The organism is [Mycobacterium] manitobense, assembly GCF_025821665.1.
Classification (GTDB): domain Bacteria; phylum Actinomycetota; class Actinomycetes; order Mycobacteriales; family Mycobacteriaceae; genus Mycobacterium; species Mycobacterium arseniciresistens.
Window position 1 is genome coordinate 27,390 of sequence record NZ_JACKSJ010000079.1, and the last position, 23,750, is coordinate 51,139.

Here is a 23,750-nt window from a genome sequence, read left to right on the forward strand (position 1 = left end):
CTCAGTACCGCCCCTTCAAGCGGGCGCGGTAGGACCGGCCGTCGGGGTCGTAGAACATCCGGTACGCCGGACCGGCCCACAGCCGGGTCAGCCGGCCGAGCTTCTCGGCGCGGTGGCTGCGCACCCGGCCCGGTGGCCGCGGACCGCGCTGCCCACCGTCGTACCACGCGTCGAGAGCCTCTGCAGCCGCGACGAATTCGCGTACGGCGTCGGCGGGGTCGATGAGTCGGTCGTCACCGTCGCGGTCGAGGTGTTCGCGCATCAGCTCCAGCCGCAGTTCCCTGGCGAACACGCGGGCGCCGTCACCGCTGCCCGCCGGGTCGGTGGGCTCCCGCTCGTCGCGGGTGTCGTCGAGCACGGCGCACGACAGTTCGCTGTCGTGCGTCCACGACCGGCGGTTGAAGTTGTCGCTGCCCACGCAGGCCCACACGTCGTCGATGACGCACACCTTGGCGTGCACGTACACCGGTGTGCCCTGGTGGTTCTCGATGTCGAAGACATGCACCCGGTCTGGGCTGGCGGCCTTGCACGCATCGATCGCCTCGCGGCGGCCGATCTGGTTGGGCGGCAGCGCCAGCTTGCCGTCGACGTCGGGGTGCCTCGGCACGACGGCGATGAGGTGTAGATCGGGATTGGCACTCAGGGCGGCGGCGAACAGGTCGGCGACTTGTCGCGACCACAGGTACTGGTCCTCGAGGTAGATCAGGCGACGGGCCTTCGCGATCGCCTTGGTGTAGCCGCGGGCCACGGTGAACTCACCGCGCGGTGCGAAGTCGAAAGCGAAGTGCGCGTCGGGGTACGTGCGGAGCACCTGGACGGCGTGCGGACCGCACGGCGGCGGGTCCGGCGGCTGTTCGGGCAGCGGGTCGGGCTTCAGATCGGCGCCGCGCAGCTTGTCCATCACCCACGCCACCGGTGACAGGGTGTCCAGCGGCGCCGGGTCGTGCCACCGCTCCCGGAACGTGGCGTCCAGCGCGCCCACCACGGGGCCCTGCAACCGCAGTTGCACGTCGTGCCATGGCGGGTGCTCGCCGTACTGGGCCGCCATCTGCACCGCCTGCGGGTCGCCGTGGTGCGACCGGTCGTCGCGGCGGGAATGGCACAGGTCGATGCCGCCGGCGAAGGCGACGTCGCGCTCGGGCTCGCCGGGATGCCGGATGACCACCAGCTTCTGGTGGTGCGACCCGCCGATGCGCACCCGCTGGTCGAGCAGCACCTCCCCGCCTGCCGCCTCGATCGCCTCGCCGAGGTGCTGGTTCTCCTCCTCGCTGTACTGCATCCAGTCCATATGCGACCGCCACACCAGCCCCTTGACGACGACGCCGCGCTCGGCGGCGTGACAGAACAGCTCGCGGATGGTCGGACCGCCGTCACGCAGCAGCTGGTCGGGATCACCGCGCCAGTCGGTGAAGAACACGTGGTCGCCCTCGCCGAGCGCCTCCACCTCGGTGACGAGGTGGTCGAAGTAGGTCGCGCCGTGGACGAGCGGCTCCACCAGGCTGCCCGCGCACCAGGCGGGCAGATCCGAGTGGGGGTTGTTCCGCTCGGCGGTCGTCAGGAACCACTCGGAGAGGTCGTTCACCTCGGGGGAATGCCCACTTGCCCGCCAAAGTACGCCGCCCGGGCTCGCCGACTCTGCCAGGATCAGTCATGACCCACGCCCGTCGCACGCTCGCCGTCCTGTGTGCGCTGACCGTGCTCGCGGGCTGCGCACCCGAGCCCGACCAGACTCCGCAGCCCGCAGAGGATTCCAGGGCGGCGGCGATCCGGACCATCGTGCGTGACGCCATCGCCTCGGCCCACCTCAAGGCGGTGCTGGTGCGGGTGACCGAGGACGGCAGAGAGATCGTCACCGACGCCTTCGGCGAGTCCATGACCGGCGTGCCTGCCACTGCTCAGATGCACTTCCGCAACGGCGCCGTGGCCATCTCCTACGTCGCCACACTGTTGCTCATCCTCGTCGACCGCGGCACGGTGCGGCTCGAGGACAGGCTGTCGACATGGTTGCCCGCGGTCCCGCACGCCGAGGCGGTCACACTCGGCCAGCTCGCCCAGATGACGTCGGGCTACCGCGACTACGTCATCGGCAACGACGCCTTCACCGCGGCCGCCTACGACAACCCGTTCCGCGCCTGGACCACCGACGAACTGCTGCGCTACGCCGTCGACGAGCCGCTGCTCTACGAACCGGGCACCAACTGGAACTACGCCCACACCAACTACGTGCTGCTCGGCATGGCGCTGGAGAAGGCGACCGGCAGGGGTATGCCGGAACTGTTGGCCGACAATGTGTTACAGCCACTCGGCCTCACCGGCACCACCGCTTCGCTGACGGCGGAGATCCCCGACCCGGTGCTGCACGCGTTCAGCTCCGAGCGCCGGGCCGCACTCGGTGTGCCCGCCGGCACCCCGTTCTACGAGGAGTCGACGTTCTGGAACCCGTCGTGGACCATCACCCACGGAGCCGTGCAGACCTCCACCATCGGCGACCTCGCCCGCACCGCAGAGGGCATCGGCTACACCTACGGCCTCGGCGTGGTGATCTCCGGAGAGTGGTTGCTGCAGAACCCGTTGCTGTCCGGCTCGTCGGCGGTGGAGGCCTACCTTCCGGAACGCAAGCTGGCCGTAGCCGTCGCGGTGACCTACGCGCCGGAGGCGTTCGACGACCAGGGCGACTACGCCAACGAGGCCGAGGCGCTGTTCCGCCGGATCGGCGCCGAACTGGCCCCCGAGGATGCGCCGCCCATGCCGCCGCCGAGATAATGACTGCCGTGGCGTCGAAGGTGTTGTTCCTCTACAACGAGCATCTGGCGACCGAGGGCCTCCTCGGCGAGGCGTTCGCCGACAGCGGCTTCGACATCGACACGTTCGAGGTGGTGCCCGCCGACCGGGTGGACACCCCGGCGGTCGACGTGACCTTCCCCGATCCGACCGGCTACGACGTCGTCGTGCCGCTCGGCGCGCGCTGGCCGGTCTACGACGAGGCGCTGCGCCGCACCTGGGTGGACGCCGAGATGCAGATGATGCGTGACGCCGCGGCCGCCGGGGTGGCGCTGCTCGGCGTGTGCTTCGGCGGTCAACTGCTGGCGCAGACCTTCGGCGGTGCCGTCGCCCGGTCGACGGCACCCGAGATCGGCTGGTACCAGATCGAGACCGACGACACCGGGGTGGTGCCGCCCGGGCCCTGGTTCCAGTGGCACTTCGACCGGTGGACGCTGCCTCCGGGCGCCACCGAACTCGCCCGCACCGCGCAGGCGTCGCAGGCGTTCGTCCTCGGCCGCACACTGGCGTTGCAGTTCCACCCCGAGCTGGACGCCGGCCTGCTCGCCGGCTGGCTGGCCGACGACCGCGACGGAGAAGTCGTGGGTGCGGGCCTGCGACACGACGAACTGCTCGCCCGCACAGCCGAGATGCGCGACGACGCCGCGCGCCGGATCAGGCTGCTGGTGCGGGGCTTCCTGGACCGGGTGGCGCGTCAGCCGTGTCCGAGCTGATGGGCCAGCGCGTCGGCCACGAGCGGCTGACGGAACCTGTGCCCCACAGACTGCAGCACGGTCGGCGCCACCCGCTGATCGGCCTCGGCCAGCTCGCGCGCACCCTGCGCGCCCAGCAGCACACGCGGGCCCAGTGACGGCACCGGCAGCACCGCCGGCCGGTGCAGCACCTTCGCCAGCGCCCGGGTGTAGTCGACGTTGCGCACCGGCTCCGGCGCCACCGCGTTGACCGGGCCGGCGAGCCGGCCGTCCCACAGCGCGCGGTAGTAGACGTCGAGCAGATCGTCCAGGCCGATCCATGACAGCCACTGCTGCCCGCTGCCGAGCCGGCCACCGAGGCCCGCGGCGAACAGCGGCCGCATAAGCCGCAGCGTGCCACCCGCCGCGGCCTGCACGATGCCGGTCCGCACGGCGACCACCCGCAGCCCCGCGTCGGCGGCCGGCGCGGTCGCGGCCTCCCACTCGGCGACCACGTCGGCCAGGAAGCCGCTGCCCTGTGCGGCCTGCTCTGTCAGCACCTCGTCGCCCCGGTCGAAGCCGTAGTAGCCGATCGCCGATGCGCTGACGAACACCCGCGGCCCACCGTCGGTACCCGCCGCCTCGGCGAGCCTGCGGGTCGGCCCGATCCGGCTGCCGCGCACCGCCGCCCGGTGCGCGGCGGTGAAGCGCCCGGCGATGGACTCACCGGCCAGGTGCACGACAGCGTCGACGCCGCTCAGCAGTCCGGGGGCCGGGCGTTCGGGATCCCAGCGCCGTTCGTCGGAGCTGCGTGGATCGCGGCGCACGAGCCGGATGACCCGGTGCCCGCCGGAGGTCAGCAGCGCGGTCAGCGCCGCCCCGACCAGTCCGGATGCGCCGGTGACGGCCACGACGAGTGCGCCGGTGCCCGCCGCCACGGCGTCGCGGTGCGCGGCCAGGTCGTCGGCGAGCTGCCGGTGCCGGTAGACGAACATCGAACGCAACGCCCGACCGGGCACCGTCGTGTCCACCCGGTCGTGCACGCGCGTCGACTCCGGCGACTCCGCGGCGAAGTCGTGCGTGTGCCGCCACCAGCCGATCGCCCGCGGCGGCCACGACGCCGCACCGTCGGAGGAGAGCACGTCGACGAACCGGTGCGGTGGGTCGTACTCGTCGGCCTGGTGCTGTGCCACCCATCGCAGTCCGCCGGGCAGACCCAGCACCGCACGACCGTCGGCCAGCGAGTCGGTCTCCGCGACCACCGTCATCGGTGCGAAGGGCGGTACCAGCCGGGACATCGCGCCCGGCCTGCCGTGCCAGGCGAACACCTCGTCCAGCGGATGGTCGACGACACTCTCGAACTCGATGCCCATGCTTCTCCTTGCGTCGGGACCCGAACCTCATTCGTAGCCGAGGGCGTCACGGATAGCCGCGGTGGGCGGCTTGCGTTACGGGTACCCCGTCGGGATGGGTGTCAGGGCCGCCCACCGCGATGACAGGCGCACCTTCCGGGACCGGTCGGAGGCCGGGCGCGTGCTGGCCCGTGAACTCTCGGGTTACCGCGACACGAGCGGTCTGCTGGTCCTCGGTCTCGCGCGCGGCGGCGTCCCGGTCGGCTGGGAGGTGGCAGCGGCGCTGCGGGCGCCGCTCGACGTCTTCCTCGTCCGCAAGCTCGGCGTGCCCCGCTGGGAGGAGTTGGCGATGGGCGCCATCGCCACCGGCGGTGGCATCGTCGTGAACGACCGGCTGGTGCGCAGCCTCGGCATCAGTGAGGCGGATCTGCAGGCCGCGGTCGAACGGGAGACGGCGGAACTGGCTCGCCGCGAACATGCCTACCGCGGTGGCCGGCCACCGGTGGAAGTGGCGGGCAGGACCGTGATCCTCGTCGACGACGGCATCGCGACCGGGGCGAGCATGCTGGCCGCGGTGCGGGCGGTGCGCAGTGTCGGGCCGGCACGGATCGTGGTGGCCGTGCCCGTCGGACCCGCGTCGGCCTGTCGCAACATCGGCCAGGAGGCCGACGACGTGGTGTGCGCGGCGATGCCGCCGGGATTCGAGGCGGTCGGCCAGGTGTTCGCCGACTTCCATCAGGTCACCGACGACGAGGTGCGAGAACTGCTCGGCACGCCGACGGTCTAGCGGCGATCCTCGCGGGCGACCTCGTCGTCACGTTGGTCGATCGGCACCGCGGTGGTGTCCGCGTCCAGATCGGTCTCGCGATCGCGGTCCGCGTGCACATCCGTGGAGACGTCGTCGGCAGGCACGGTCTCGTCGGGATACTCGGCGTCGAAGTCGGCAGTCTCCTGCTCGTCGTCGGATCCCCCGCCGCCACCGTCGCGCCGCGAGCGCTCACGCAGGGCGTCCACGATGAGCAGCACCACCCCGATGACACTGGCGGCGATGCAGACCCAGGCGATCAGCTCATTGCTGGTGACCACCGCGGTCACCAGTGCGGCGAGGCCGACGACGGCCAGGACGAGCGCAATGATGAGCATCGATCACCTATCGCGGATCAGTTGTTACCCCGGTTGAACTGGTTGAAGCCGCCGCCGTCGTTGTTGGCGCTGGAGTCGACGGGCGCCGCCGATCCGCGCTGGCCGAGCTCTTCGAGCTGTGACTCCAGGTACGTCTTCAGCCTGGTCCGGTACTCGCGCTCGAAGGTGCGCAGCTGTTCCAGCCGCCCCTCGAGCACCGTGCGCTGCTGGTTGATGGTGCCCATGATCTCGGAGTGCTTGCGCTCGGCGTCGGCCTGCAGGGCGTCGGCCTTCTCCTGAGCCTGCCGCAGCTGGGTCTCGGAGCGTGTCTGTGCGTCGGCCAGCATCGCGTCGGCGCGCTGGCGCGCCTCGGTGACGGTGTTCTCCGCGGTGATGCGGGCCTCGCTGACCATCGCATCGGCCTGGGCGCGCGCATCCGACAGCAGCTTGTCGGACTCGGCCTTGGCCGTGCTGGTCAGTCGGTCGGCGGTGTCCTGCGCCAGGCTCAGCACCTTGGCCGCCTTCATGGCCTGGTCCTCGTTGGGCGCGGCCTGCTGCACGACCGGCGGCGCCTCGTACACGGGCTGCGGGGGCGGCGCAGGCGCCGGCTCGGGCTCCGGCTCGTAGAGCGGGATCGCCTGAGTCGACTGCGTCGACTGCGCGCCGTTGCCGGAGCGGGCGGAAGCGAGTTCTGAATCGAGTTCGGCGACCCGCTGGCGCAGATCCGCGTTCTCCTCGATGAGTCGCGTCAGCTCGTTCTCAACCAGATCGAGGAATGCATCGACCTCGTCCTCGTTGTAGCCGCGCTTGCCGATGGGTGGCTTGCTGAACGCGACATTATGAACGTCGGCTGGTGTGAGCGGCATTGTCTGCCCCCTTGGAGTCTGGACCGTCAACCGATCTCAAAGTGTAAAGCCTGACCTGTTCGCAACTGGCGTCCATCCTGTCACACCAGACCCGGCGGTTGCAGTCGAGGCCGAATTTTAAGAACGAATTTCAATGTTGCAACGCAATTCGGAGACCTCGGCAAACACCGCGCCAACGGTCCGGGCACCCCGCCCAGGACCCGCTGAGAGCCCGCGTCAGGCCGCGGCGCCGAACGCCAGCTGCATGCCGATGAACGCCACCAGCAGCAGCACCATGATCGACAGGTCGAAGCGCACCGCACCTATCGTGAGCTGGGGAATGAGGCGTCGCAGCAGCCGCACCGGCGGATCGGTGAGCGTCATGATCACCTCGAGGATCACCACCGTCACGCCCTTGGGGTGCCAGTCGCGCGAGAAGGATCGAATGAACTCGACCACGACCCGGGCGATCAACAGAAGCCAGAAGACGAACAGCGCGAAACCGAGAATTTCGAAGAAGAGCGACAACGACAGCCGTCCTCACTACGGGCAGATGTGTGACATTCGATACAGGAGTCAGCGCCCGCGGCCAGTCAGCGGCCTCGGGCGCGACGCCAGCCTACCCGTCGGAGGCAGGGCCTACCGATCGGCGGACCCACCGACGAGCCGACCTACTGATAGGCGTGAAAGCCGACCTCGGCGATGCGCCTGCGTTCCTCGGCGCTGACATCGATGTCGGCCGGCGACAGCAGGAACACCTTGGTGGCGACCTTGTCGAACGAGCCGCGCAGCGCGAACGCGAGCCCGGCCGCGAAGTCGACCAGCCGCTTGGCATCGGCGTTGTCCATCGACACCAGGTCCATGATCACCGGCGTGCCGTCGCGGAACCGCTCGCCGATGGTGCGGGCCTCGCTGTAGTCCTTCGGCCGCAGCGTGGTGATCTTCGCCAGCGGGCTGCCCGCGTCGAACAACTCGGCCATCCGGCGCGGGTCCATCGCGAGCGCGCCGCGGGTCGACCCGCGCAGCGCACCCAGCCTCGGGGCGGCCCGGTCGAACTCGCGCGGACCGCGCAGTCGCGGCTCGAAGCGCGGCTCGTCGTAGCCGGCGCGGTAGCCGGGGGGCTCGTCGTACTCGCGGGCGGGCGGCCGGTCGTCATAACCGCGGCCGTATCCCTCTTCGTCGAATCGCTCGTCACGTGGGCGGCGGGGACCGTAGGCACGCGCCGCGCCGCGGTCGTCGTCCTCGTAGTACTCGTCGTCGTAGTCATCCATGGGCGCCATACCGAAGTAGGCCTTGACCTTGTGCAGTGTGCTCATCGCGCGACCCTTCTGATGACTCCGGAGCTTGGTGTCTGTGATGAAGATGTGACTGGTGTGACTACTCATGGTGACGTTAGCGGTCGTTGTCCCAGAAGGCCGGTTCCGACACGCACACACGTGGAACCGTGTCGCACCGCCACTTCGAGGTCGCCGGACATCCCCGCGGACAACCCGATGCGCTGCGGATACCGCTGCTGGATCCGCTCGCGCTCGGCCGCGAGCCTCGCGAACGCCGCGGCGGGGTCCGCGTCGAGCGGCGGAATGCCCATCAGGCCGACCAGCCGCAGGCCCGCCGCGGCGTCGATGGCGTCGGCCAGTTCGTCGACGAGGTCCGGCCTGCGCACGTCGACACCGGAGCGGCCGGCATCGCCGTCGAGACTGATCTGGAGGAAGACCTGCAGCGGTTCGGCGCGGCGGCCGTCGTCCAGCGCCCGGCCCACGGCCCGGTCCAGCCCGGCGGCCACCCGGAGGTCGTCGACGGAGTGCGCGCTGTGAGCCCAGTCGGCGATCCCCCGCACCTTGTTGCGCTGGATGCGGCCGACCATGTGCCAGCGAACGGCTTGCCCGCCCAATTCGGCGGCGACTTCGGCCGCTTTTCCCGACGCTTCCTGTTCGCGGGATTCACCGAATTCGGTGCAGCCCATTCGATGCAAAAGCAATACATCGGATGCCGGGAAGAATTTTGTGACCGGAAGTAATTCGATTTCGCCGGCATTGCGCCCGGCGTCCGCCGCGGCCCGCTCCAGCCGCGCGCGCACCGCGGCGAGCGACGCCTGCAATTCGCTCTCCCTTGCGGTGGTCACGGCGCTCACTCCATCCACACCAGCGACGCCAGCCTGCCGGTCGGGGCGCCACGGCGGTGACTGAAGAGATTCTTGTCCGCCACCGTGCAGCGCGGATCCACGTCGATGGCGGTGACACCCAAACCCGTTAACTGCCTTGCGATTCCGGCCCGCAGATCCAGGCCGACGGTGCCGCGGGCGGTGGTGGTGCGACTGCCCGGCAGCAGGGCCTCCACCTCGTCGGCCATCTCGGCGGGCACCTCGTAATTGGCTCCGCTGACGGCCGGGCCGAGGAACACCGAGATGTCCCCGATGCGGGCGCCGAGTTCACGCATCGCCTCGACGGTGCGCAGCACGACACCCTTCGCGGCGCCGACCCGTCCGGCGTGCACGGCGGCGACCACACCCGCGCGCGCGTCGGCCATTAATGCCGGAACGCAATCGGCGGTGACCACGGCCAGAGCCAATCTCGGGACTCCGGTCACCAGCGCGTCGGTATTTCCGATCGGACCCGCTGCGGCCTGCGCCGGATCGTCCACGACCACCACCCGGTCGCCGTGCACCTGGTTCATCCACACCACCCGGTCGGCGCCGAGGCCGGTCGCCGACGCGAGCCGTCTGCGGTTGGCCGCCACGGCGCCGGGATCGTCGCCGACGTGGTCGCCGAGATTGAAGGTGTCGAAGGGCGGCGCCGAGACGCCGCCGGCGCGGGTGGTGGTCACCCGCCGAACCCGGACGGTCACGGAACCAGTATCGCCGGACGGCACGGGACGTGAACGGCTCAGTGGCGCATGAAGGGCGGCACGTCGACATCGTCGTCGGCGATGCCGCCGTCGTCGCCGCCGATTCTGACCGTCGCACCGTTGGTGTGCAGCGGCACGCTCGCGGGATCGGCCGGATCGAACAGCGGTGAGGTCACCTTGCCCGCCCGTCCCGGCGCGATCGCCTGACCCGCGCCCACCACGGGCTTGCGGCTCGGTCCGGCGGCGTCGAAGCCCGCCGCGATCACCGTCACCCGCACCTCGTCACCGAGCGAGTCGTCGATCACCGTGCCGAAGATGATGTTGGCCTCGGGATGCGCGGAATCCTGCACCAGCGATGCGGCCTCGTTGATCTCGAACAGGCCGAGGTCACTGCCGCCGGCGACCGACAGCAGCACGCCCTGCGCACCCTCCATCGACGCCTCGAGCAGCGGTGAGTTGATCGCGATCTCGGCGGCCTTGAGCGCACGGCCGTCGCCGCGTGCCGAACCGATGCCCATCAGTGCGGTGCCCGCACCACTCATCACGCCCTTGACGTCGGCGAAGTCGACGTTGATCAGGCCCGGCGTGGTGATCAGGTCGGTGATGCCCTGAACGCCGTTGAGCAGCACCTCGTCGGCACTGCGGAACGCGTCCATCAGCGACACCGCGGCGTCGCCCATCTGCAGCAGCCGGTCGTTCGGGATCACGATCAGGGTGTCGCAGCTCTCGCGCAGTGAGGCGATGCCCGTCTCGGCCTGGTTGCTGCGGCGCTTGCCCTCGAAGGAGAACGGCCGCGTCACCACGCCGACCGTCAACGCGCCCATCTTGCGCGCGATGCTGGCCACCACGGGTGCGCCACCGGTTCCGGTGCCACCGCCCTCTCCTGCGGTGACGAAGACCATGTCCGCGCCGCGGATCAGCTCCTCGATGTCGTCCTTGGCGTCCTCGGCGGCTTTTCGGCCGACCTCGGGGTCGGCGCCCGCACCCAGCCCTCGGGTGGAGTCGCGGCCGACGTCGAGCTTGACGTCGGCGTCGCTCATCAGCAGCGCCTGCGCATCGGTGTTGATCGCGATGAACTCGACGCCCTTGAGGCCCTGTTCGATCATCCGGTTGACGGCGTTGACGCCGCCGCCGCCGATGCCGACGACCTTGATGACGGCGAGGTAGTTATGCGGGGGGGTCATCGTTCGCCTTCCTGTACGACTGGTCCGACTCCGGTTTGGCAAACTCTCAACCTCAACGTGAGGCTTAGAGTTATGTCAAGTAGCGCCGTGCAAACAGAACGGTATGGCCGGCCCCGGCATTGACCATGCAGGCGCGCCGGTGCGCATCTGACGAATTTCAATCGACCCCGTGCGGCGGCGTTGCGGCGGGCGTTACTTGACCGTCGGCAAATCGGGACTGGAGACGTCGTAGGTCTGGCCCGGTTGAGTGAGCAGGGCGGCCAGTTTGAGCGCCTTCTCCTCGGTGCGGTCGTTGGTGCCCCACACCACTACCCGGCCGTCGGTCAGCGTCAGAGTGATCGCCGCGACCGACGGCGCCGCGATCCGCCCGACCTGGCCGGCCACCTCCGGCGGCAGCGCGGTCATCACTTCCAGCGCGGCCTGCGTCGCCGGATCGCTGGGACCGGGATTCTCGGCGTCGAGGTAGGGCAGCGTCGGGGGCGGCGGCGCGGTCGCGAAGTCGACGCCGTCGCGGTCGAAGAGATGCGGACCGTCCGGAAGGTCCTTGACCACCACCGGCACCCGCTCCACCACCGTGATCCGCAGCGTGGACGGGTACTCGCGCTGCACCCGGGCGGCGGCCACCCGGCGGATGGTCGCGACGCGCTCGGCCACCGCGTCGGTGTCGACCTGCAGCAGCGGCGTCCCCGCGGGCACCGCGGCCGCGGCGAGCACCTCCTCCTGCGTCACCGCTCCGATGCCGGTGATCACGATGCTGCGCGCCGACATGACCGGCGTGAAGTACAGCAGCAGGCCCAGTGACACCGCCAGCACCGAGATCAGTGCGGACCACAGCAGCACCTTCAGGCCCCGAACCGTGCCCCGGCCAAGGGTTTTCGGCGTGTCGACGGGCGCCCCGAGGGCCTTGCGCCTGGCCTCGCGCCTGGCCTGTTCGATGGCCGTGGCCCGTTCCTGCGCGGCGCGGCGCTCCTCGCGCTCGCGGCGGGCCCGCCGGCGCGGACCCTCGAAGTCCTCCTCCGCGGCGGGCGGGAGGTTCGCGTCGTCGGGCGCGTCGGCGGCCCGATCCTGCGGCACCTCCGGTGGTTCGGCGGGCGGGCCGTCGCCCTGCGTCGGCTCGGTCATCACCGCTCCGTTCGCGGCGGCGGGGCGATGCGATTGGCCTTCGCCCGCAGCGCAGTCAGAATTTCCGGTGCGAGCATGGTCACGTCGCCGGCACCCATCGTGAGCACCACGTCACCCTGCCGGGCGGTGTCGGCCACCCGCTCGGCCACCGCCGAGAAGTCCGGGAGATAGGTCACCGGCACGCTCACGTGCTCGGCCACCGTCGCCCCGCTGACGCCGGGCAGCGGCTGCTCGCGGGCGCCGTAGACGTCGAGCACGAACACCACGTCGGCGGCGTCGAGAGCACGGCCGAACTCTTGCGCGAAGGCCTCGGTGCGCGAATACAGGTGCGGCTGGAAGACCACGACGACGCGGCCGTTCGACTCCTCCGCCAGCCCGCGCGCCGCCGTCAGAGCGGCCGCGACCTTCGTCGGGTGATGGGCGTAGTCGTCGAAGACCCTGGTCCCAGAGGCCGTTCCGACCAACTCGAAGCGGCGCCGGACGCCCTCGAACTCGGCCAGGCCCTCAAGCACGACGTCCGCCGCGGCCCCGGCCTGCATCGCCGCCAACAACGCGGCCAGCGCGTTGAGCGCCATGTGCCTGCCGGGCACCGCCAGCCGCATCGTGCGCGGGCTGCGCTCCCCCGCCAGCTGCACGGTGGCCACCGCACTGGTGCCCTGCTGGTACCAGTCCAGCAGCGCACCGGCCAGGCCGGGCTGGTCGCCGCTCCCGTAGCGCAGCACCCGGATGCCTTGCGCGGCAGTCCTTTCGGCGAAGGCAGCGGCGCCGGCGTCGTCGACGCAGACCACCACCGCGCCCCCTGGCTTGAGCCGCTGCATGAAGGCGTCGAACACCGCGACGTAGGCCTCTTCGCTGCCGAAGAAGTCGAGGTGGTCGGCCTCGATGTTGGTCACCACGGCGATGTCGGGCTGGTACTGCACCAGCGATCCGTCGCTCTCGTCGGCTTCGGCGACGAAGTAGGCGCCGCTGCCGTGATGCGCGTTCGTCCCCGCCTCGCCGAGGTCGCCGCCGACGGCGAAGGACGGGTCGAACCCGCAGTGCTGCAGGGCCACGATGAGCATCGACGTGGTGGTGGTCTTACCGGCTGTCCCGGTCACCATCAGCGTGGTGTGCCCGTCCATCAGCTTGGCCAGCACCACCGGCCGCAGGATCACCGGGATCCCGCGCCGGTGCGCCGCGACGAGTTCCGGGTTCGTCTTGGGGATCGCCGCGTGCGTGGTGACCACGGCGGTCGGCCCGCCCGGCAACAGGTCGAGCGAGGACTCGTCGTGTCCGATCCGGATCGAGGCGCCGCGGGCGCGAAGCGCGGCCACCGCCCTCGACTCCTTGGCGTCGGAGCCCGAGACCAGGCCGCCCCGGTCGAGCAGGATGCGGGCGATCCCGGACATCCCAGCGCCGCCGATGCCCACCATGTGCACCCGGCGCAGTTCCTCGGGCAGCGGCGCGCCGCTCACCGGCCGGCCACCTCGAGCGCCACCCTGGCGACCTGCGTGGCGGCGTCGCGGTGTCCCGCCAGCGCCGCGCCCGCGGTCATCGTCTGCAGCCGCCCGGTGTCGGTGAGCAGGCCGGCGACCGTGTCGGCCACGAATGCCGGTGTCAGATCGGCGTCGTCGACGAGCAGGCCGCCGCCCGCGCCGACCACCGGGAGTGCGTTGAGCCGCTGCTCGCCGTTGCCGATCGGCAGCGGCACGTAGACAGCGGGCAGTCCGACCGCGGTGACCTCCGCGACGGTCATCGCGCCGGAGCGGCAGATGGCCAGGTCGGCAGCGGCGTAGGCCAGGTCCATCCGATCCAGGTACGGCACTGCGACATACCGGGCGCCGCCACCCGTCGGCTCGCGGACGTCGAGGGTGTTCTTGCGGCCGTAGGCGTGCAGCACCGAGACACCGGCCGCGGCAAGGGCTTCGGCGGCTCCGGACACCGCACGGTTGAGCGACTGCGCGCCCTGGGACCCGCCGAAGACCAGCAGCACCGGGTCGTGCTCGCCGAAGCCGAAGTATGCGCGTGCCTCGGCGCGCAGCGCGGCCCGGTTCAGCGACGTGATCGCCGCACGCACCGGGACGCCGACGACCTCGACGTCACCGAGACCGGGATCGGGCACCGCGGCCAGCACCCGGCGGGCCGAGCGGGCGCCCACCTTGTTCGCCCACCCGGCGCTGGCGTTGGCCTCGTGCACCACGACCGGCACCGTGCGGCGCCGCACGCCGCCGCGCGCGGCGAGGTACGCAGGCAACGCGACGTAGCCGCCGAAGCCGACCACGACGTCGGCATGCACGCCGTCGAGCACCGCCCGGGTCTCGCGCACCGCCCGGCGGACCCGCAGCGGCAGCCGGGCGAGGTCTGCAGAGAGCTTGCGTGGCAGCGGCGCCGGGGTGATCAGTTCGAGGTCGTAGCCGCGGTCGGGGATCAGCCGCGTTTCCAGGCCGCGTGCGGTGCCGAGTGCGGTGATGCGGATCGTGGGGTCCAGTGCGGTCAACGCGTCGGCCACGGCCATCGCCGGTTCGATGTGTCCGGCGGTGCCGCCGCCGGCGAGGACGACCGAGACCGGCCGGTGGCTACTTCCCTGCCCCGCCGGAACGGACATCCCACTGCCGCTCACCCGTAACGCTGACCTTCCAGTGTGCGGGCCCGCCGGCCCTGTTGGCGTTGTGCGGTCCGGCCCTCGCCGGTCCGCTTCGCGCGGTCGGCGTTCTGCTTACCGGACCTGGTCTCCCGGCGGGACTGTCCGCCGGACCGTTGATCGCCTACATGATGCCCTGCGCGCCGCGCCCGGCCGTCATCGGCGGGGGGTTTGCGCCTGCGATCGCGTGCCGGGGCCCGTGGCGCCGGCTTGGCCGGCCGGCCCGGCCGCGTCCGCAACCGGTCGCGGACCGCCTCCAGCCGCGTGGGGACATACGGTTCGGGCAGCGGCAGCCGCAGCAGGCGGTTCACCCGGTCGTCGCGGCCCGCCCGTAGTGCGGCCACCGCCTCGGGCTCGTGACGCGCGGCATTGGTCATCACGCCCATCATCAACAACGTTGTCGCCGTTGAGGTCCCGCCGGCGGAGATGAGCGGCAGCTGCAGACCGGTGACGGGCAGCAGCCCCACCACGTAGCCGACGTTGATGAACACCTGGCCGAGCACCCAGGTGGTGGCGGTGGCGGTGAGCAGCCGCAGGAACGGGTCGGCCGAGCGGCGCGCGATGCGCATCCCGGTATAGGCGAACAGGCCGAACAACCCCAGCGTGCCCGCGGCGCCGATGAAGCCCAGCTCCTCGCCGATGATCGCGAAGATGAAGTCGTTGTGGGCGTTGGGCAGGTAGTTCCACTTGGCGCTGCCCTGCCCGAGGCCGTCGCCGAACACCCCGCCGTTGGCCAGCGCGAACCGCGCCTGGCGGGCCTGGTACCCGGAGCCCTGGGCATCCGCGGCGGGGTCCAGCCACGACTGCACCCGCGCCGATCGGTAGCCCTCGGCCATCGCCAGGATCGCGGCCGACACCATGACCGCGAGCAGCGAGCTGAGGAACACCCGCAGCGGCAGGCCCGCGTACCAGAGCAGCGCGAGCAGGATGATGCCCAGCGACACTGTCTGCCCGAGGTCGGGCTGCGCGACGATCAGCGCGAGCGCGATCACCGCCGCGGGCACCAGCGGGATGAGCATCTCGCGCAGTGAGGCCCGCTCCAGGCGGCGGGCAGCCAGCAGGTGCGCGCCCCAGATGGCGAAGGCGATCTTGGCCAGCTCCGACGGCTGCATGGAGAAGCCCGCCACCACGAACCAGCCTCGAGACCCGTTGGCCACCTTGCCGATACCGGGGATGAGCACCAGGATCAGCAGGACGATCGTCAGCGCGAAGGCGGGAAACGCCAGCCGGCGCATCATGGCGACCGGCATCCGCAGCGCGACGTAGAACGCCAGGAGGCCGACGGCGGTCCAGAGCACCTGCTTGGCGAACACCGACCAGGGCGATCCGGCGGAGTCGTATGAGTACACCCCCGACGCCGAGAGCACCATCGTCAGACCGAGCGTGGTGAGCAGCGCAGCGACGGCGATGATCAGGTGGAACGACGTCATCGGCCGGCCGAGCCAGGCGCCGAACCGGGTCCGTGGTCCGTGCGTCACCGCCGCACCGGCCGTCTCCGCCCCGGCGCCCCGCGAGCGCAGACGGGCCAGCAGGTTGCCCACGGCCCGCTACCGGGTGCCGGCGCGCACGGCGGCGGCGAACGCGTCACCGCGGTGGCCGTAGCCGGTGAACTGATCGAAGGAGGCTCCCGCGGGCGCCAGCAAAACGGTGTCGCCCGGCCGTGCCAGCTCACCCGCCGCCTCGACCGCCGCGGCCATCACCGCCTCGGAAATCGCCCGGTCGGCCACTTCGACCACACGAGTCACATGCTTAACAGCAGACTCAGTTGTCCCATGCACCCCAGAATCCTCCCTCGTCACAAGCTCGACGACGGGGACATCCGGGGCGTGTCGCGATAACGCCTCGGCGACGACCGCGCGGTCACGCCCGATCAGCACCGCTCCGGCCAGCTGTCCGGCCACCTCACGGACGAGCTCCTGCACCGATGCGCCCTTGAGCAGGCCGCCGGCGATCCACACCACCCGCGGGTACGCCGCAATCGACGCCCGGGCGGCATGGGGGTTGGTGGCCTTGGAGTCGTCGACGTAGGTGACGCCGTCGCGCACCGCCACCACCTCCGCCCGGTGCCTGCCCACCGTGAAGTCCCGCAGCGCAGCGGCCACCGCGGCGGGGTCCACGCCGACGGCCCGAGCCAGCGCCGCCGCGGCCAGCGCGTCCAGGACACCGACCGGCCCCGCCACCGGGATGTCGGCCGTGCGCGCCAGCTCGACCTCACGGCCGAACGCGTTGTCGACCAGCATGCCGTCGCGCACCCCGAGTTCGCCCTCGCCGGGCACGCCGAGCCGGAAGCCGGCCCGCACCGGCGCGGTCGCGCCGTCCAGCAGGCCGGCGGCCACCGGGTCGTCCAGGCCGACGACGGCCACCCGGCCGTCGAGCACCCTGGCCTTGTCGCGGGCGTATGCGGCCAGCGACCCGTGCCAGTCCAGGTGGTCCTCGGCGACGTTGAGCACGACACCGGCCTCGGGGCGCAGCGACGGCGCCCAGTGCAGCTGGAAGCTGGACAGCTCGACGGCCAGGACGTCGGACGGCTGTCCGAGCACGTCGAGCACCGGCTCGCCGATGTTGCCGCACAACGCGCTGCGCAGGCCGGCCGCCACCAGCATGGCGTGCAGCATGGAGGTGGTGGTGGTCTTGCCGTTGGTGCCCGTCACCGCCAGCCAGCGTCGCGGCGGGCCGTAACGCCCCGACTGGTCGAGCCGCCACGCCAGCTCCACGTCACCCCAGACCGGCACACCCGCGGCGGCCGCCGCGGCCATCACCGGCGCGGTGGGCGGAAACCCGGGACTCGTCACGACCAGGTCGTAATCGGCGATGCGCGCCACCGCCGAGGCCGGGTCGGTCACCGGGGTGCCCGCGCCGGCGTAGGGGGCCAGCGCCGACGCGTTGTCGTCGCACAGCGTCGCCGTCACTCCAAGCGGCGCCAGCGCGGCCAGCACCGCGCGCCCGGTGATCCCGGCTCCGGTGACCAGAACCGCCGCCCCGGGGGCTATCGGCGACACGTCACGCCCCGATGGCGGCGAGCCACTCGCTGTAGAAGAGCGCGACACCGAGGCCGCAGGCGATCGCCGTCAACAGCCAGAACCGGATGATCACCGTCGTCTCGGCCCAGCCGACCAGTTCGAAGTGGTGGTGGAACGGGGCCATCCGGAACACCCGCCTGCCGGTCGTGCGGAACGCCAGGATCTGCACGACCACCGACGTCACCTCGGCGACGAACAGCGCACCGAGCACCACCGCGAGGATCTCGGTGCGGCTGGTGACCGACAGGCCCGCGATGACGCCGCCGAGCGCCAGTGAGCCGGTGTCACCCATGAAGATCTTGGCGGGCGCGGCGTTCCACCACAGGAAGCCGATGCAGGCGCCCGCCGTCGCCGCCGCGATCAGCGCCAGGTCGAGCGGGTCGCGGACGTTGTAGCAGCCGAGACCGGGACTGGTCGCGCACGCGTTGCGGTACTGCCAGAAGGTGATGATCACGTAGGCCGCGGTGACCATCGCCATGGCGCCGGCCGCCAGGCCGTCCAGGCCGTCGGTGAAGTTGACCGCGTTCGACCACGCGCTGACGATCACCACGCAGAACAGCACGAAGACCGCGGGCGCCAGGGTCACGGTGGCGATCTCGCGGACGTACGACAGCTCCGCGCCGCCCGGGGTCAGCCCGTCGGCGTTGCGGAACTGCAGCGCCAGCACGCCGAACAGCACCGCCGCCAGCAGCTGGCCCACCGTCTTGGCGGTCTTGTTCAGGCCGAGGTTGCGGGCGCGCCGGAGCTTGATGAGGTCGTCGAGGAAGCCGACCACGCCCAGGGCGGTGGCCAGCCCGAGGACCAGCAGACCGGACGCCGAGGGGCCCTCCCCGCCGAGCGCCACGCCGACGAGGTGGGTGCCCAGATAACCCGCCCAGATGCCGGCCAGGATCGCCACCCCGCCCATCGAGGGGGTGCCGCGCTTCTTGCGGTGGCTGGCCGGGCCGTCCTCGCGGATCTCGTGGCCGAGGCCGCGCTGGGTGAATAGCCGGATCAGCGCGGGGGTCAGCAGGATCGACACCGTCAGCGCGATGCCGACGGCGATGAGGATCTGTCTCATCGATCACCGATTCCGGTGTCTGCCGCCAGCGCGTCCGCCAGCGCACCGAGGCCGGCCGAGTTCGACGCCTTCACCAGCACCACGTCACCGGGCGCCAATTCGGCGCGCAGCACGGCCAGCGCCGCGTCGGCGTCGGCGACCAGGGCGGCCTCCGACCCCCACGATCCCTCCATGACCGCCCCGTGATGCATGGCGCTCGGCGACCTCCCGGTTCCGACGACGATGAGTCGTGACACATCTAAGCGCACGGCCAGCCGGCCGATGCGGTCATGCTCGGTTATCGCATCCTCCCCGAGCTCGGCCATCTCGCCGAGCACCGCCCAGCTGCGCCGCCGTTCCCCCTCGCCGCGGGCCATCCAGGCCAGCGCCTTGAGACCCGCCTGCATGGAGTCGGGATTGGCGTTGTAGGCGTCGTTGACGACGGTCACCCCGTCGGCACGGGTGGTCACCTCCATGCGGTGCCGCGACGCCGGACCGGCACCGGCCAGCGCGGCGGCCACCTGCTCGGGGCGGGCGCCGCATTCCAGGGCCACCGCCGCCGCGCACAGCGCGTTCGACACCTGGTGCTCGCCGTGCACCGCGAGCGCGACGTCGACCTCACCGGCGGCGGAGTGCAGCGTGAATTGCGGCCGCGCCAGCGCGTCGAGACCGATCCCGTCGGCCCAGACGTCCGCCGAGGCGCCCGCCTCCTGCGACACCCGCACCACCCGCGCGCGGGTCCGGTCGGCCATCGCGGCGACGGCACCGTCGTCGACATTGAGGATCACCACTCCGGACGGCGGAACCGATTCCGGCAGTTCACCTTTCGTCGCGGCGATGGCCTCGCGCGAGCCGAACTCGCCGAGGTGGGCGGTGCCGACGTTGAGCACCACCGCGATCGACGGCCGGGCGATCGCGGCGAGAGCGGCGATGTTGCCGGGATGGCGGGCCGACATCTCCAGGACCAGGAAGTCGGTCGACCCGTCGGCGCGCAGCACCGTCCACGGATGGCCGAGCTCGTTGTTGAACGAACCGGGCGGGGCGACCACCTCGCCCAGCGGCGCCAGCACCGCGGCCACCAGATCCTTGGTCGAGGTCTTGCCCGACGAGCCGGTGATCCCGACGACGGTCAGCCCACCCGCGGTCAGTCGTTCGGCCACCGCCGCGGCGAGCCTGGCCAGCGCGGCCAGCACCGCAGCGCCCGCGCCGTCGACGTCGTGTTCGAGCACCCCGGCACCGGCATCGGCGCCCTCGGCGGGCGGTACGACGATCGCGGGCACCCCGACCGGCCGCGCGGCCAATACCGCGACCGCACCGGCGGCGACAGCGGCCGCGGCGAATTCGTGCCCGTCCGCGCGGGCGCCCGGCAGCGCCAGGAAGAGCCCACCCCGGGTGACGGCGCGCGAGTCGAACTCGACGGTGCCCGTCACCCGGGTCGCCGCGGCGGCCTCGGGGGTGACGTCGGCCAGTTCGCCGCCGACGATGCCGGCGATCTCGGCGAGGCTGAGCGCGATCATGCGCCCCGCCCCGATGCGGCCAGCGACTCGGCCAGTTCGTGACGGTCGTCGAAGGGCCGGGTGCGGCCCTGGCTGGTCTGGCCGGCTTCGTGACCCTTCCCCGCGATCAGCACGACGTCGCCGGGCCGCGCCCATGCCACCGCGCAGTCGATGGCGCCGCGCCGGTCCCCCACCTCGAGGATCTCGGCCGCGGTCCCGGCCTCGCGCGCGCCCGCGACGATGGCCGCCCGGATCGCGGCCGGGTCCTCGTCGCGCGGGTTGTCGTCGGTGACCACGACCAGATCGGCGAGTTCGGCGGCCGTCCGGCCCATCGGCGCCCGCTTGCCCGGGTCACGGTTCCCACCCGCGCCGAAGACGACGGCCACCCGTGCGCCGCCGGCGTGCTGGCGCAGTGTCTCCAGCACCGCGCGCAACGCGCCGGGCTTGTGCGCGTAGTCGACCAGCGCGAGGAAGTCCTGCCCGCGGTCCACCGGTTCGAGCCGGCCGGGCACCGCCGCGGTGCGCAGACCCGGCGCGGCCTGCTCGGGCGACACATCCACGGCCTCCAGCAGCGCGGTGGCCAGCAGGCAGTTGGTCACGTTGTAGCGGCCGGGCAACCCGATCCGCAGGCCGTGGTGCACACCCGCCGGGTCCTCAGCGACGAATTCCTGGGCGACGTGACCGACGGCGCGGATCTGCTCGGCCCGCCAGTCGGCATCGCGGCCGATGGCGCTGACCGTCACCGGTGCGGTGGCCAGTCTCGCCATGTCGCGGCCCGCGTCGTCGTCGACGCAGATCACCGACAGGTCCGCACAGGCCGCCGACTCCGGGTCGAACAACCGCGCCTTCGCGGCGAAGTAGTCGGCCATCGTCGGATGGAAGTCGAGATGGTCGCGCGACAGGTTGGTGAATCCGCCGACGGCGAACCGAACCCCGTCGACCCGGCCCAGGCTGAGCGCGTGGCTGGACACCTCCATCACCACCGTGTCGACCCCGCGCTCCACCATCACCGCCAGCAGCGCCTGCAGATCGGGCGCCTCGGGTGTGGTGAGTGCGCTCGGCTGGTCGAGGCCGTCGATGCGCACACCGACCGTCCCGATCAGCCCCGCCACCCGCTCCGCCGCGCGCAGGCCCGCCTCGACCAGATAGGTGGTGGTGGTCTTGCCCGAGGTGCCGGTCACCCCGATCACCCGCAGGCGCTCCGACGGCCTGCCGTACACGGTGGCCGCCACGTCGCCGAGCACCGCGCGCGGGTCGGGATGGACCAGGACCGGGACATCGATTCCGGTGTCGATCAGGTCGGCGCCTGCCGCATCGGTGAGCACTGCGGCCGCACCGGCGCCGACGGCAGCACCGGCGTAGCGGGCGCCGTGCGACGAGGAACCGGGCAGCGCAGCGAACAGGTCACCCGGGCGGGCGTCCTGCCCGCGCAGGGTGACCCCGGTGATCAGGATGTCCGGCACGGCCGCCGGTCCGTCCGCACGCGGCACCGCCGTGACCCGCTCGGCCAGCGGCCCGAGCGGGTATCCGGCGGGATGGCTGGGACGCAGGTTCATGGCGATGACACAGTACCGATCCCGGCACCGGCGGCGCTTCTACAGGTCAGCTCGCCTGCAGCGTGAGCGGCGGTCCGGGGTCCGGCGAGAGGGGCACGTTGTCGCGCTGCAGCAGCCACGATGCGATGTTGTGGAACAGCGGGGCGGCCGACGATCCCGGCGTGCCGTCGGCTGCGCGGTGCGGGGCGTCCATCATCACGCCGACGACGTAGCGCGGGTCGTCGACGGGCGCCATCCCGGCGAAGGTGATCCAGTAGACGTCGCTGTAGTAGCAGCCGCACGCGGGGTTGATCTGCTGGGCGGTGCCGGTCTTGCCCGCGATCTGATAACCCTCCACCGCGGCCGCGGGACCGGTGCCCTGCTGGGTGCCCATCGGGTCGCGCTGGACGACGGCGCGGAACATGTTCCGCACGGTGCGCGCCGTCTCCGGTGAGACGACCTTGATGCCCTCCGGGCGCGGTTCGTCCGTGCGGCTGCCGTCGGCTGCGACGGTGCCCTTGATGATGCGGGGCGGGATCCGGACGCCGTCGTTGGCGATGGTCTGGTACATGCCCGTCATCTGCAGCAGGGTCATCGAAAGGCCTTGGCCGATAGGCAGGTTGGCGAACGAGCTGCCCGACCACTGATCGATCGGCGGCACCAGGCCCGCACTCTCGCCGGGCAGGCCGACGCCGCTGCGCTGGCCGAGCCCGAACCGGCGCAGCATGTCGGCGAAGCGTTCCGGCCCGACGCGCTGGGCCAGCATCAGCGTCCCGACGTTCGACGACTTCCCGAAGACGCCGGTGGTCGTATAGGGCATCACCCCGTGCTTCCACGCGTCACCCACCGTGACACCGCCCATGTCGATGGACCCCGGCACCTGGAGGACCTCGTCGGGATTCGTCAGCCCGTACTCGATCGCCGACGCGGCGGTCACGATCTTGTTCACCGATCCGGGCTCGAACGGCGAGGAGACCGAAAGGTTGCCGTTCTGCTTGTGCTCCTGGCGGCCGATGTCCTGCGACGGGTCGAACGTGTTGTCGTTCGACATCGCGAGCACCTCACCGGTTTTCGCGTTCAGCACCACGGCGGAGACGTTCTTCGCGCCGGAGGCGTCCTTGGCCTGCTGCACCTGCTGCTGGACGTGGAACTGGATGTCGTCGTCGATGGTGAGCATCACCGTCGAGCCGTCGACCGAGTCGTGCCGGTTGCGGTAGCTGCCGGGGATCACCACGCCGTCGGAGCCGCGGTCGTAGGTGATCGAGCCGTCGGTGCCTGCCAGCACCGCGTCCAGTGAGTCCTCGAGTCCGAGCAGACCGTGGCCGTCCCAGTCGATGCCGCCGACGATGTTGGCCGCCAGCGACCCGCCGGGATACTGACGCAGATCCTGGCGCTCCGTGCCGACCTCGGGGAATTTCGTGGTGATCGCATCGGCGACGGACGGGTCGACCGCGCGGGCCAGATACACGAACGACTCGTTGCTGCGCAGCTTCTTGAGCACCGTCTTCATGTCGGGCTTGTTGCCGAGCCGGGCGGCGACCTCGGTGGCGATGTCACGCAGCCGGCGTTGGGGGTCCGGCGCCTCCACGGTCGCGGCCTCGTTCTTCGTGAACGCCTCTTCGAGTTCCTTGCGCACCTTGACCGGCTGAAATGTCAGCGCCCGGGCCTCGATGGTGAAGGCCAGCTTGTCGCTGTTGCGGTCGACGATGCTGCCGCGCACCGCCTTCTCCACATCGGTCACCTTGAGCTGGCCGGCGGCCTCCGCGCGCAGCCCCTCGGCCCGCGGCACCTGCAGGCTGAACAGCTGTCCGCCCGCGACGAGCAGCAGTACGAAGATCACCGCCATGCCGCCACGGTGCCGGAACGTGAAGGACGAACTGCGCAAGCCTGTTTCGACCGAGGTCTCCCGTGTACGGCGGGCCCGTGCCGAGTGTTCGGCCGACGGGGCCGCACCTTTCTTACGGGGTTTGGCGGCAGGCCGGGCGGGACGGCGCCGGCTCGCGTCGCGGCTCATCCCTGCGGCCCGGGCAGCGGTGCGGCCACCGGGGTGAACTGCTCGGCGCCCGCGGCGGGGCCGGGGGCGGGCGGTGTCTGGGGGGTGTCGAGATGGGGCGGTTCG

General features: G+C 71.5%; 21 protein-coding genes. 3 read left to right on the forward strand and 18 right to left on the reverse strand.

Annotated elements, in window-relative coordinates; genetic code table 11:
- Position 1 precedes the first annotated feature (1 nt).
- Positions 2-1,582 (reverse strand): phospholipase D-like domain-containing protein, encoded by a 1,581-nt coding sequence (locus H7I41_RS10390; RefSeq protein WP_264012495.1) that lies wholly within the window; start codon positions 1,580-1,582, stop codon positions 2-4.
- Between the two features lie 68 nt (positions 1,583-1,650).
- On the opposite strand from H7I41_RS10390, the gene H7I41_RS10395 reads away from it, so the two are divergent.
- Both H7I41_RS10395 and H7I41_RS10400 read left to right on the forward strand, forming a co-directional pair.
- On the forward strand, positions 1,651-2,763 hold the full coding sequence (locus H7I41_RS10395) for a serine hydrolase domain-containing protein (RefSeq protein ID WP_264012496.1): 1,113 nt from the start codon (positions 1,651-1,653) through the stop codon (positions 2,761-2,763).
- Positions 2,763-3,494 carry a type 1 glutamine amidotransferase gene (locus H7I41_RS10400; protein WP_264012497.1) on the forward strand — a complete coding sequence of 244 codons (732 nt, stop codon included), beginning with the start codon at positions 2,763-2,765 and terminating at the stop codon, positions 3,492-3,494. The genes H7I41_RS10395 and H7I41_RS10400 overlap by 1 nt, the downstream gene beginning before the upstream one ends.
- Here the strand turns inward: H7I41_RS10400 and H7I41_RS10405 are convergent.
- Positions 3,476-4,825, reverse strand: coding sequence for a TIGR01777 family oxidoreductase (locus H7I41_RS10405; protein WP_264012498.1), 1,350 nt, complete (start codon positions 4,823-4,825; stop codon positions 3,476-3,478). The genes H7I41_RS10400 and H7I41_RS10405 overlap by 19 nt on opposite strands.
- Before the next feature lie 94 nt (positions 4,826-4,919).
- Here H7I41_RS10405 and H7I41_RS10410 point away from each other — a divergent pair, with 94 nt between their 5' ends.
- Positions 4,920-5,591, forward strand: coding sequence for a phosphoribosyltransferase (locus H7I41_RS10410; protein ID WP_264012499.1), 672 nt, complete (start codon positions 4,920-4,922; stop codon positions 5,589-5,591).
- Here the strand turns inward: H7I41_RS10410 and H7I41_RS10415 are convergent.
- From H7I41_RS10415 to H7I41_RS10490, 16 genes are all read right to left on the reverse strand, one after another.
- Positions 5,588-5,947, reverse strand: a complete 360-nt coding sequence (locus H7I41_RS10415; RefSeq protein ID WP_264012500.1) for a DUF308 domain-containing protein — start codon at positions 5,945-5,947, stop codon at positions 5,588-5,590. The genes H7I41_RS10410 and H7I41_RS10415 overlap by 4 nt on opposite strands.
- A gap of 17 nt (positions 5,948-5,964) precedes the next feature.
- The gene (gene wag31 / locus H7I41_RS10420) at positions 5,965-6,792 is read right to left on the reverse strand and encodes a DivIVA-like cell division protein Wag31 (RefSeq protein ID WP_264012501.1); all 828 of its coding nucleotides are present in this window, start codon (positions 6,790-6,792) and stop codon (positions 5,965-5,967) included.
- 216 nt (positions 6,793-7,008) lie between these two features.
- Positions 7,009-7,299, reverse strand: a complete 291-nt coding sequence (locus tag H7I41_RS10425; RefSeq protein ID WP_264012502.1) for a YggT family protein — start codon at positions 7,297-7,299, stop codon at positions 7,009-7,011.
- Positions 7,300-7,442: 143 nt separating this feature from the next.
- On the reverse strand, positions 7,443-8,087 hold the full coding sequence (locus H7I41_RS10430; RefSeq protein WP_264012503.1) for a cell division protein SepF: 645 nt from the start codon (positions 8,085-8,087) through the stop codon (positions 7,443-7,445).
- Between the two features lie 65 nt (positions 8,088-8,152).
- A complete protein-coding gene (locus H7I41_RS10435) occupies positions 8,153-8,893 on the reverse strand; it encodes a YggS family pyridoxal phosphate-dependent enzyme (protein WP_308214603.1) in 741 nt (246 codons plus the stop codon).
- Positions 8,894-8,898: 5 nt separating this feature from the next.
- Positions 8,899-9,615, reverse strand: coding sequence for a peptidoglycan editing factor PgeF (gene pgeF / locus H7I41_RS10440; protein WP_264012505.1), 717 nt, complete (start codon positions 9,613-9,615; stop codon positions 8,899-8,901).
- Positions 9,616-9,653: 38 nt separating this feature from the next.
- On the reverse strand, positions 9,654-10,799 hold the full coding sequence (gene ftsZ / locus H7I41_RS10445; RefSeq protein WP_264012506.1) for a cell division protein FtsZ: 1,146 nt from the start codon (positions 10,797-10,799) through the stop codon (positions 9,654-9,656).
- Between the two features lie 192 nt (positions 10,800-10,991).
- Positions 10,992-11,921 (reverse strand): cell division protein FtsQ/DivIB, encoded by a 930-nt coding sequence (locus tag H7I41_RS10450; RefSeq protein ID WP_264012507.1) that lies wholly within the window; start codon positions 11,919-11,921, stop codon positions 10,992-10,994.
- Complete coding sequence (gene murC, locus H7I41_RS10455; RefSeq protein ID WP_264012508.1) at positions 11,921-13,375, reverse strand: UDP-N-acetylmuramate--L-alanine ligase; 1,455 nt, start codon at positions 13,373-13,375, stop codon at positions 11,921-11,923. The genes H7I41_RS10450 and murC overlap by 1 nt, the downstream gene beginning before the upstream one ends.
- Entirely contained in the window at positions 13,372-14,505 is a 1,134-nt protein-coding gene (gene murG, locus H7I41_RS10460; RefSeq protein ID WP_264012517.1) for an undecaprenyldiphospho-muramoylpentapeptide beta-N-acetylglucosaminyltransferase, read from the reverse strand. Before murG ends, murC begins: the two co-directional genes overlap by 4 nt.
- A gap of 11 nt (positions 14,506-14,516) precedes the next feature.
- On the reverse strand, positions 14,517-16,082 hold the full coding sequence (ftsW, locus tag H7I41_RS10465; protein WP_372503723.1) for a putative lipid II flippase FtsW: 1,566 nt from the start codon (positions 16,080-16,082) through the stop codon (positions 14,517-14,519).
- A 6-nt stretch (positions 16,083-16,088) separates the two neighbouring features.
- On the reverse strand, positions 16,089-17,540 hold the full coding sequence (murD, locus tag H7I41_RS10470) for a UDP-N-acetylmuramoyl-L-alanine--D-glutamate ligase (protein WP_264012509.1): 1,452 nt from the start codon (positions 17,538-17,540) through the stop codon (positions 16,089-16,091).
- A 1-nt stretch (position 17,541) separates the two neighbouring features.
- Positions 17,542-18,621 carry a phospho-N-acetylmuramoyl-pentapeptide-transferase gene (mraY, locus tag H7I41_RS10475; RefSeq protein WP_264012510.1) on the reverse strand — a complete coding sequence of 360 codons (1,080 nt, stop codon included), beginning with the start codon at positions 18,619-18,621 and terminating at the stop codon, positions 17,542-17,544.
- On the reverse strand, positions 18,618-20,117 hold the full coding sequence (locus H7I41_RS10480) for a UDP-N-acetylmuramoyl-tripeptide--D-alanyl-D-alanine ligase (RefSeq protein WP_264012511.1): 1,500 nt from the start codon (positions 20,115-20,117) through the stop codon (positions 18,618-18,620). The genes mraY and H7I41_RS10480 overlap by 4 nt, the downstream gene beginning before the upstream one ends.
- Complete coding sequence (locus H7I41_RS10485) at positions 20,114-21,652, reverse strand: UDP-N-acetylmuramoyl-L-alanyl-D-glutamate--2,6-diaminopimelate ligase (RefSeq protein WP_264012512.1); 1,539 nt, start codon at positions 21,650-21,652, stop codon at positions 20,114-20,116. The genes H7I41_RS10480 and H7I41_RS10485 overlap by 4 nt, the downstream gene beginning before the upstream one ends.
- A gap of 46 nt (positions 21,653-21,698) precedes the next feature.
- On the reverse strand, positions 21,699-23,645 hold the full coding sequence (locus tag H7I41_RS10490; protein WP_264012513.1) for a peptidoglycan D,D-transpeptidase FtsI family protein: 1,947 nt from the start codon (positions 23,643-23,645) through the stop codon (positions 21,699-21,701).
- Between the last annotated feature and the right edge of the window lie 105 nt (positions 23,646-23,750).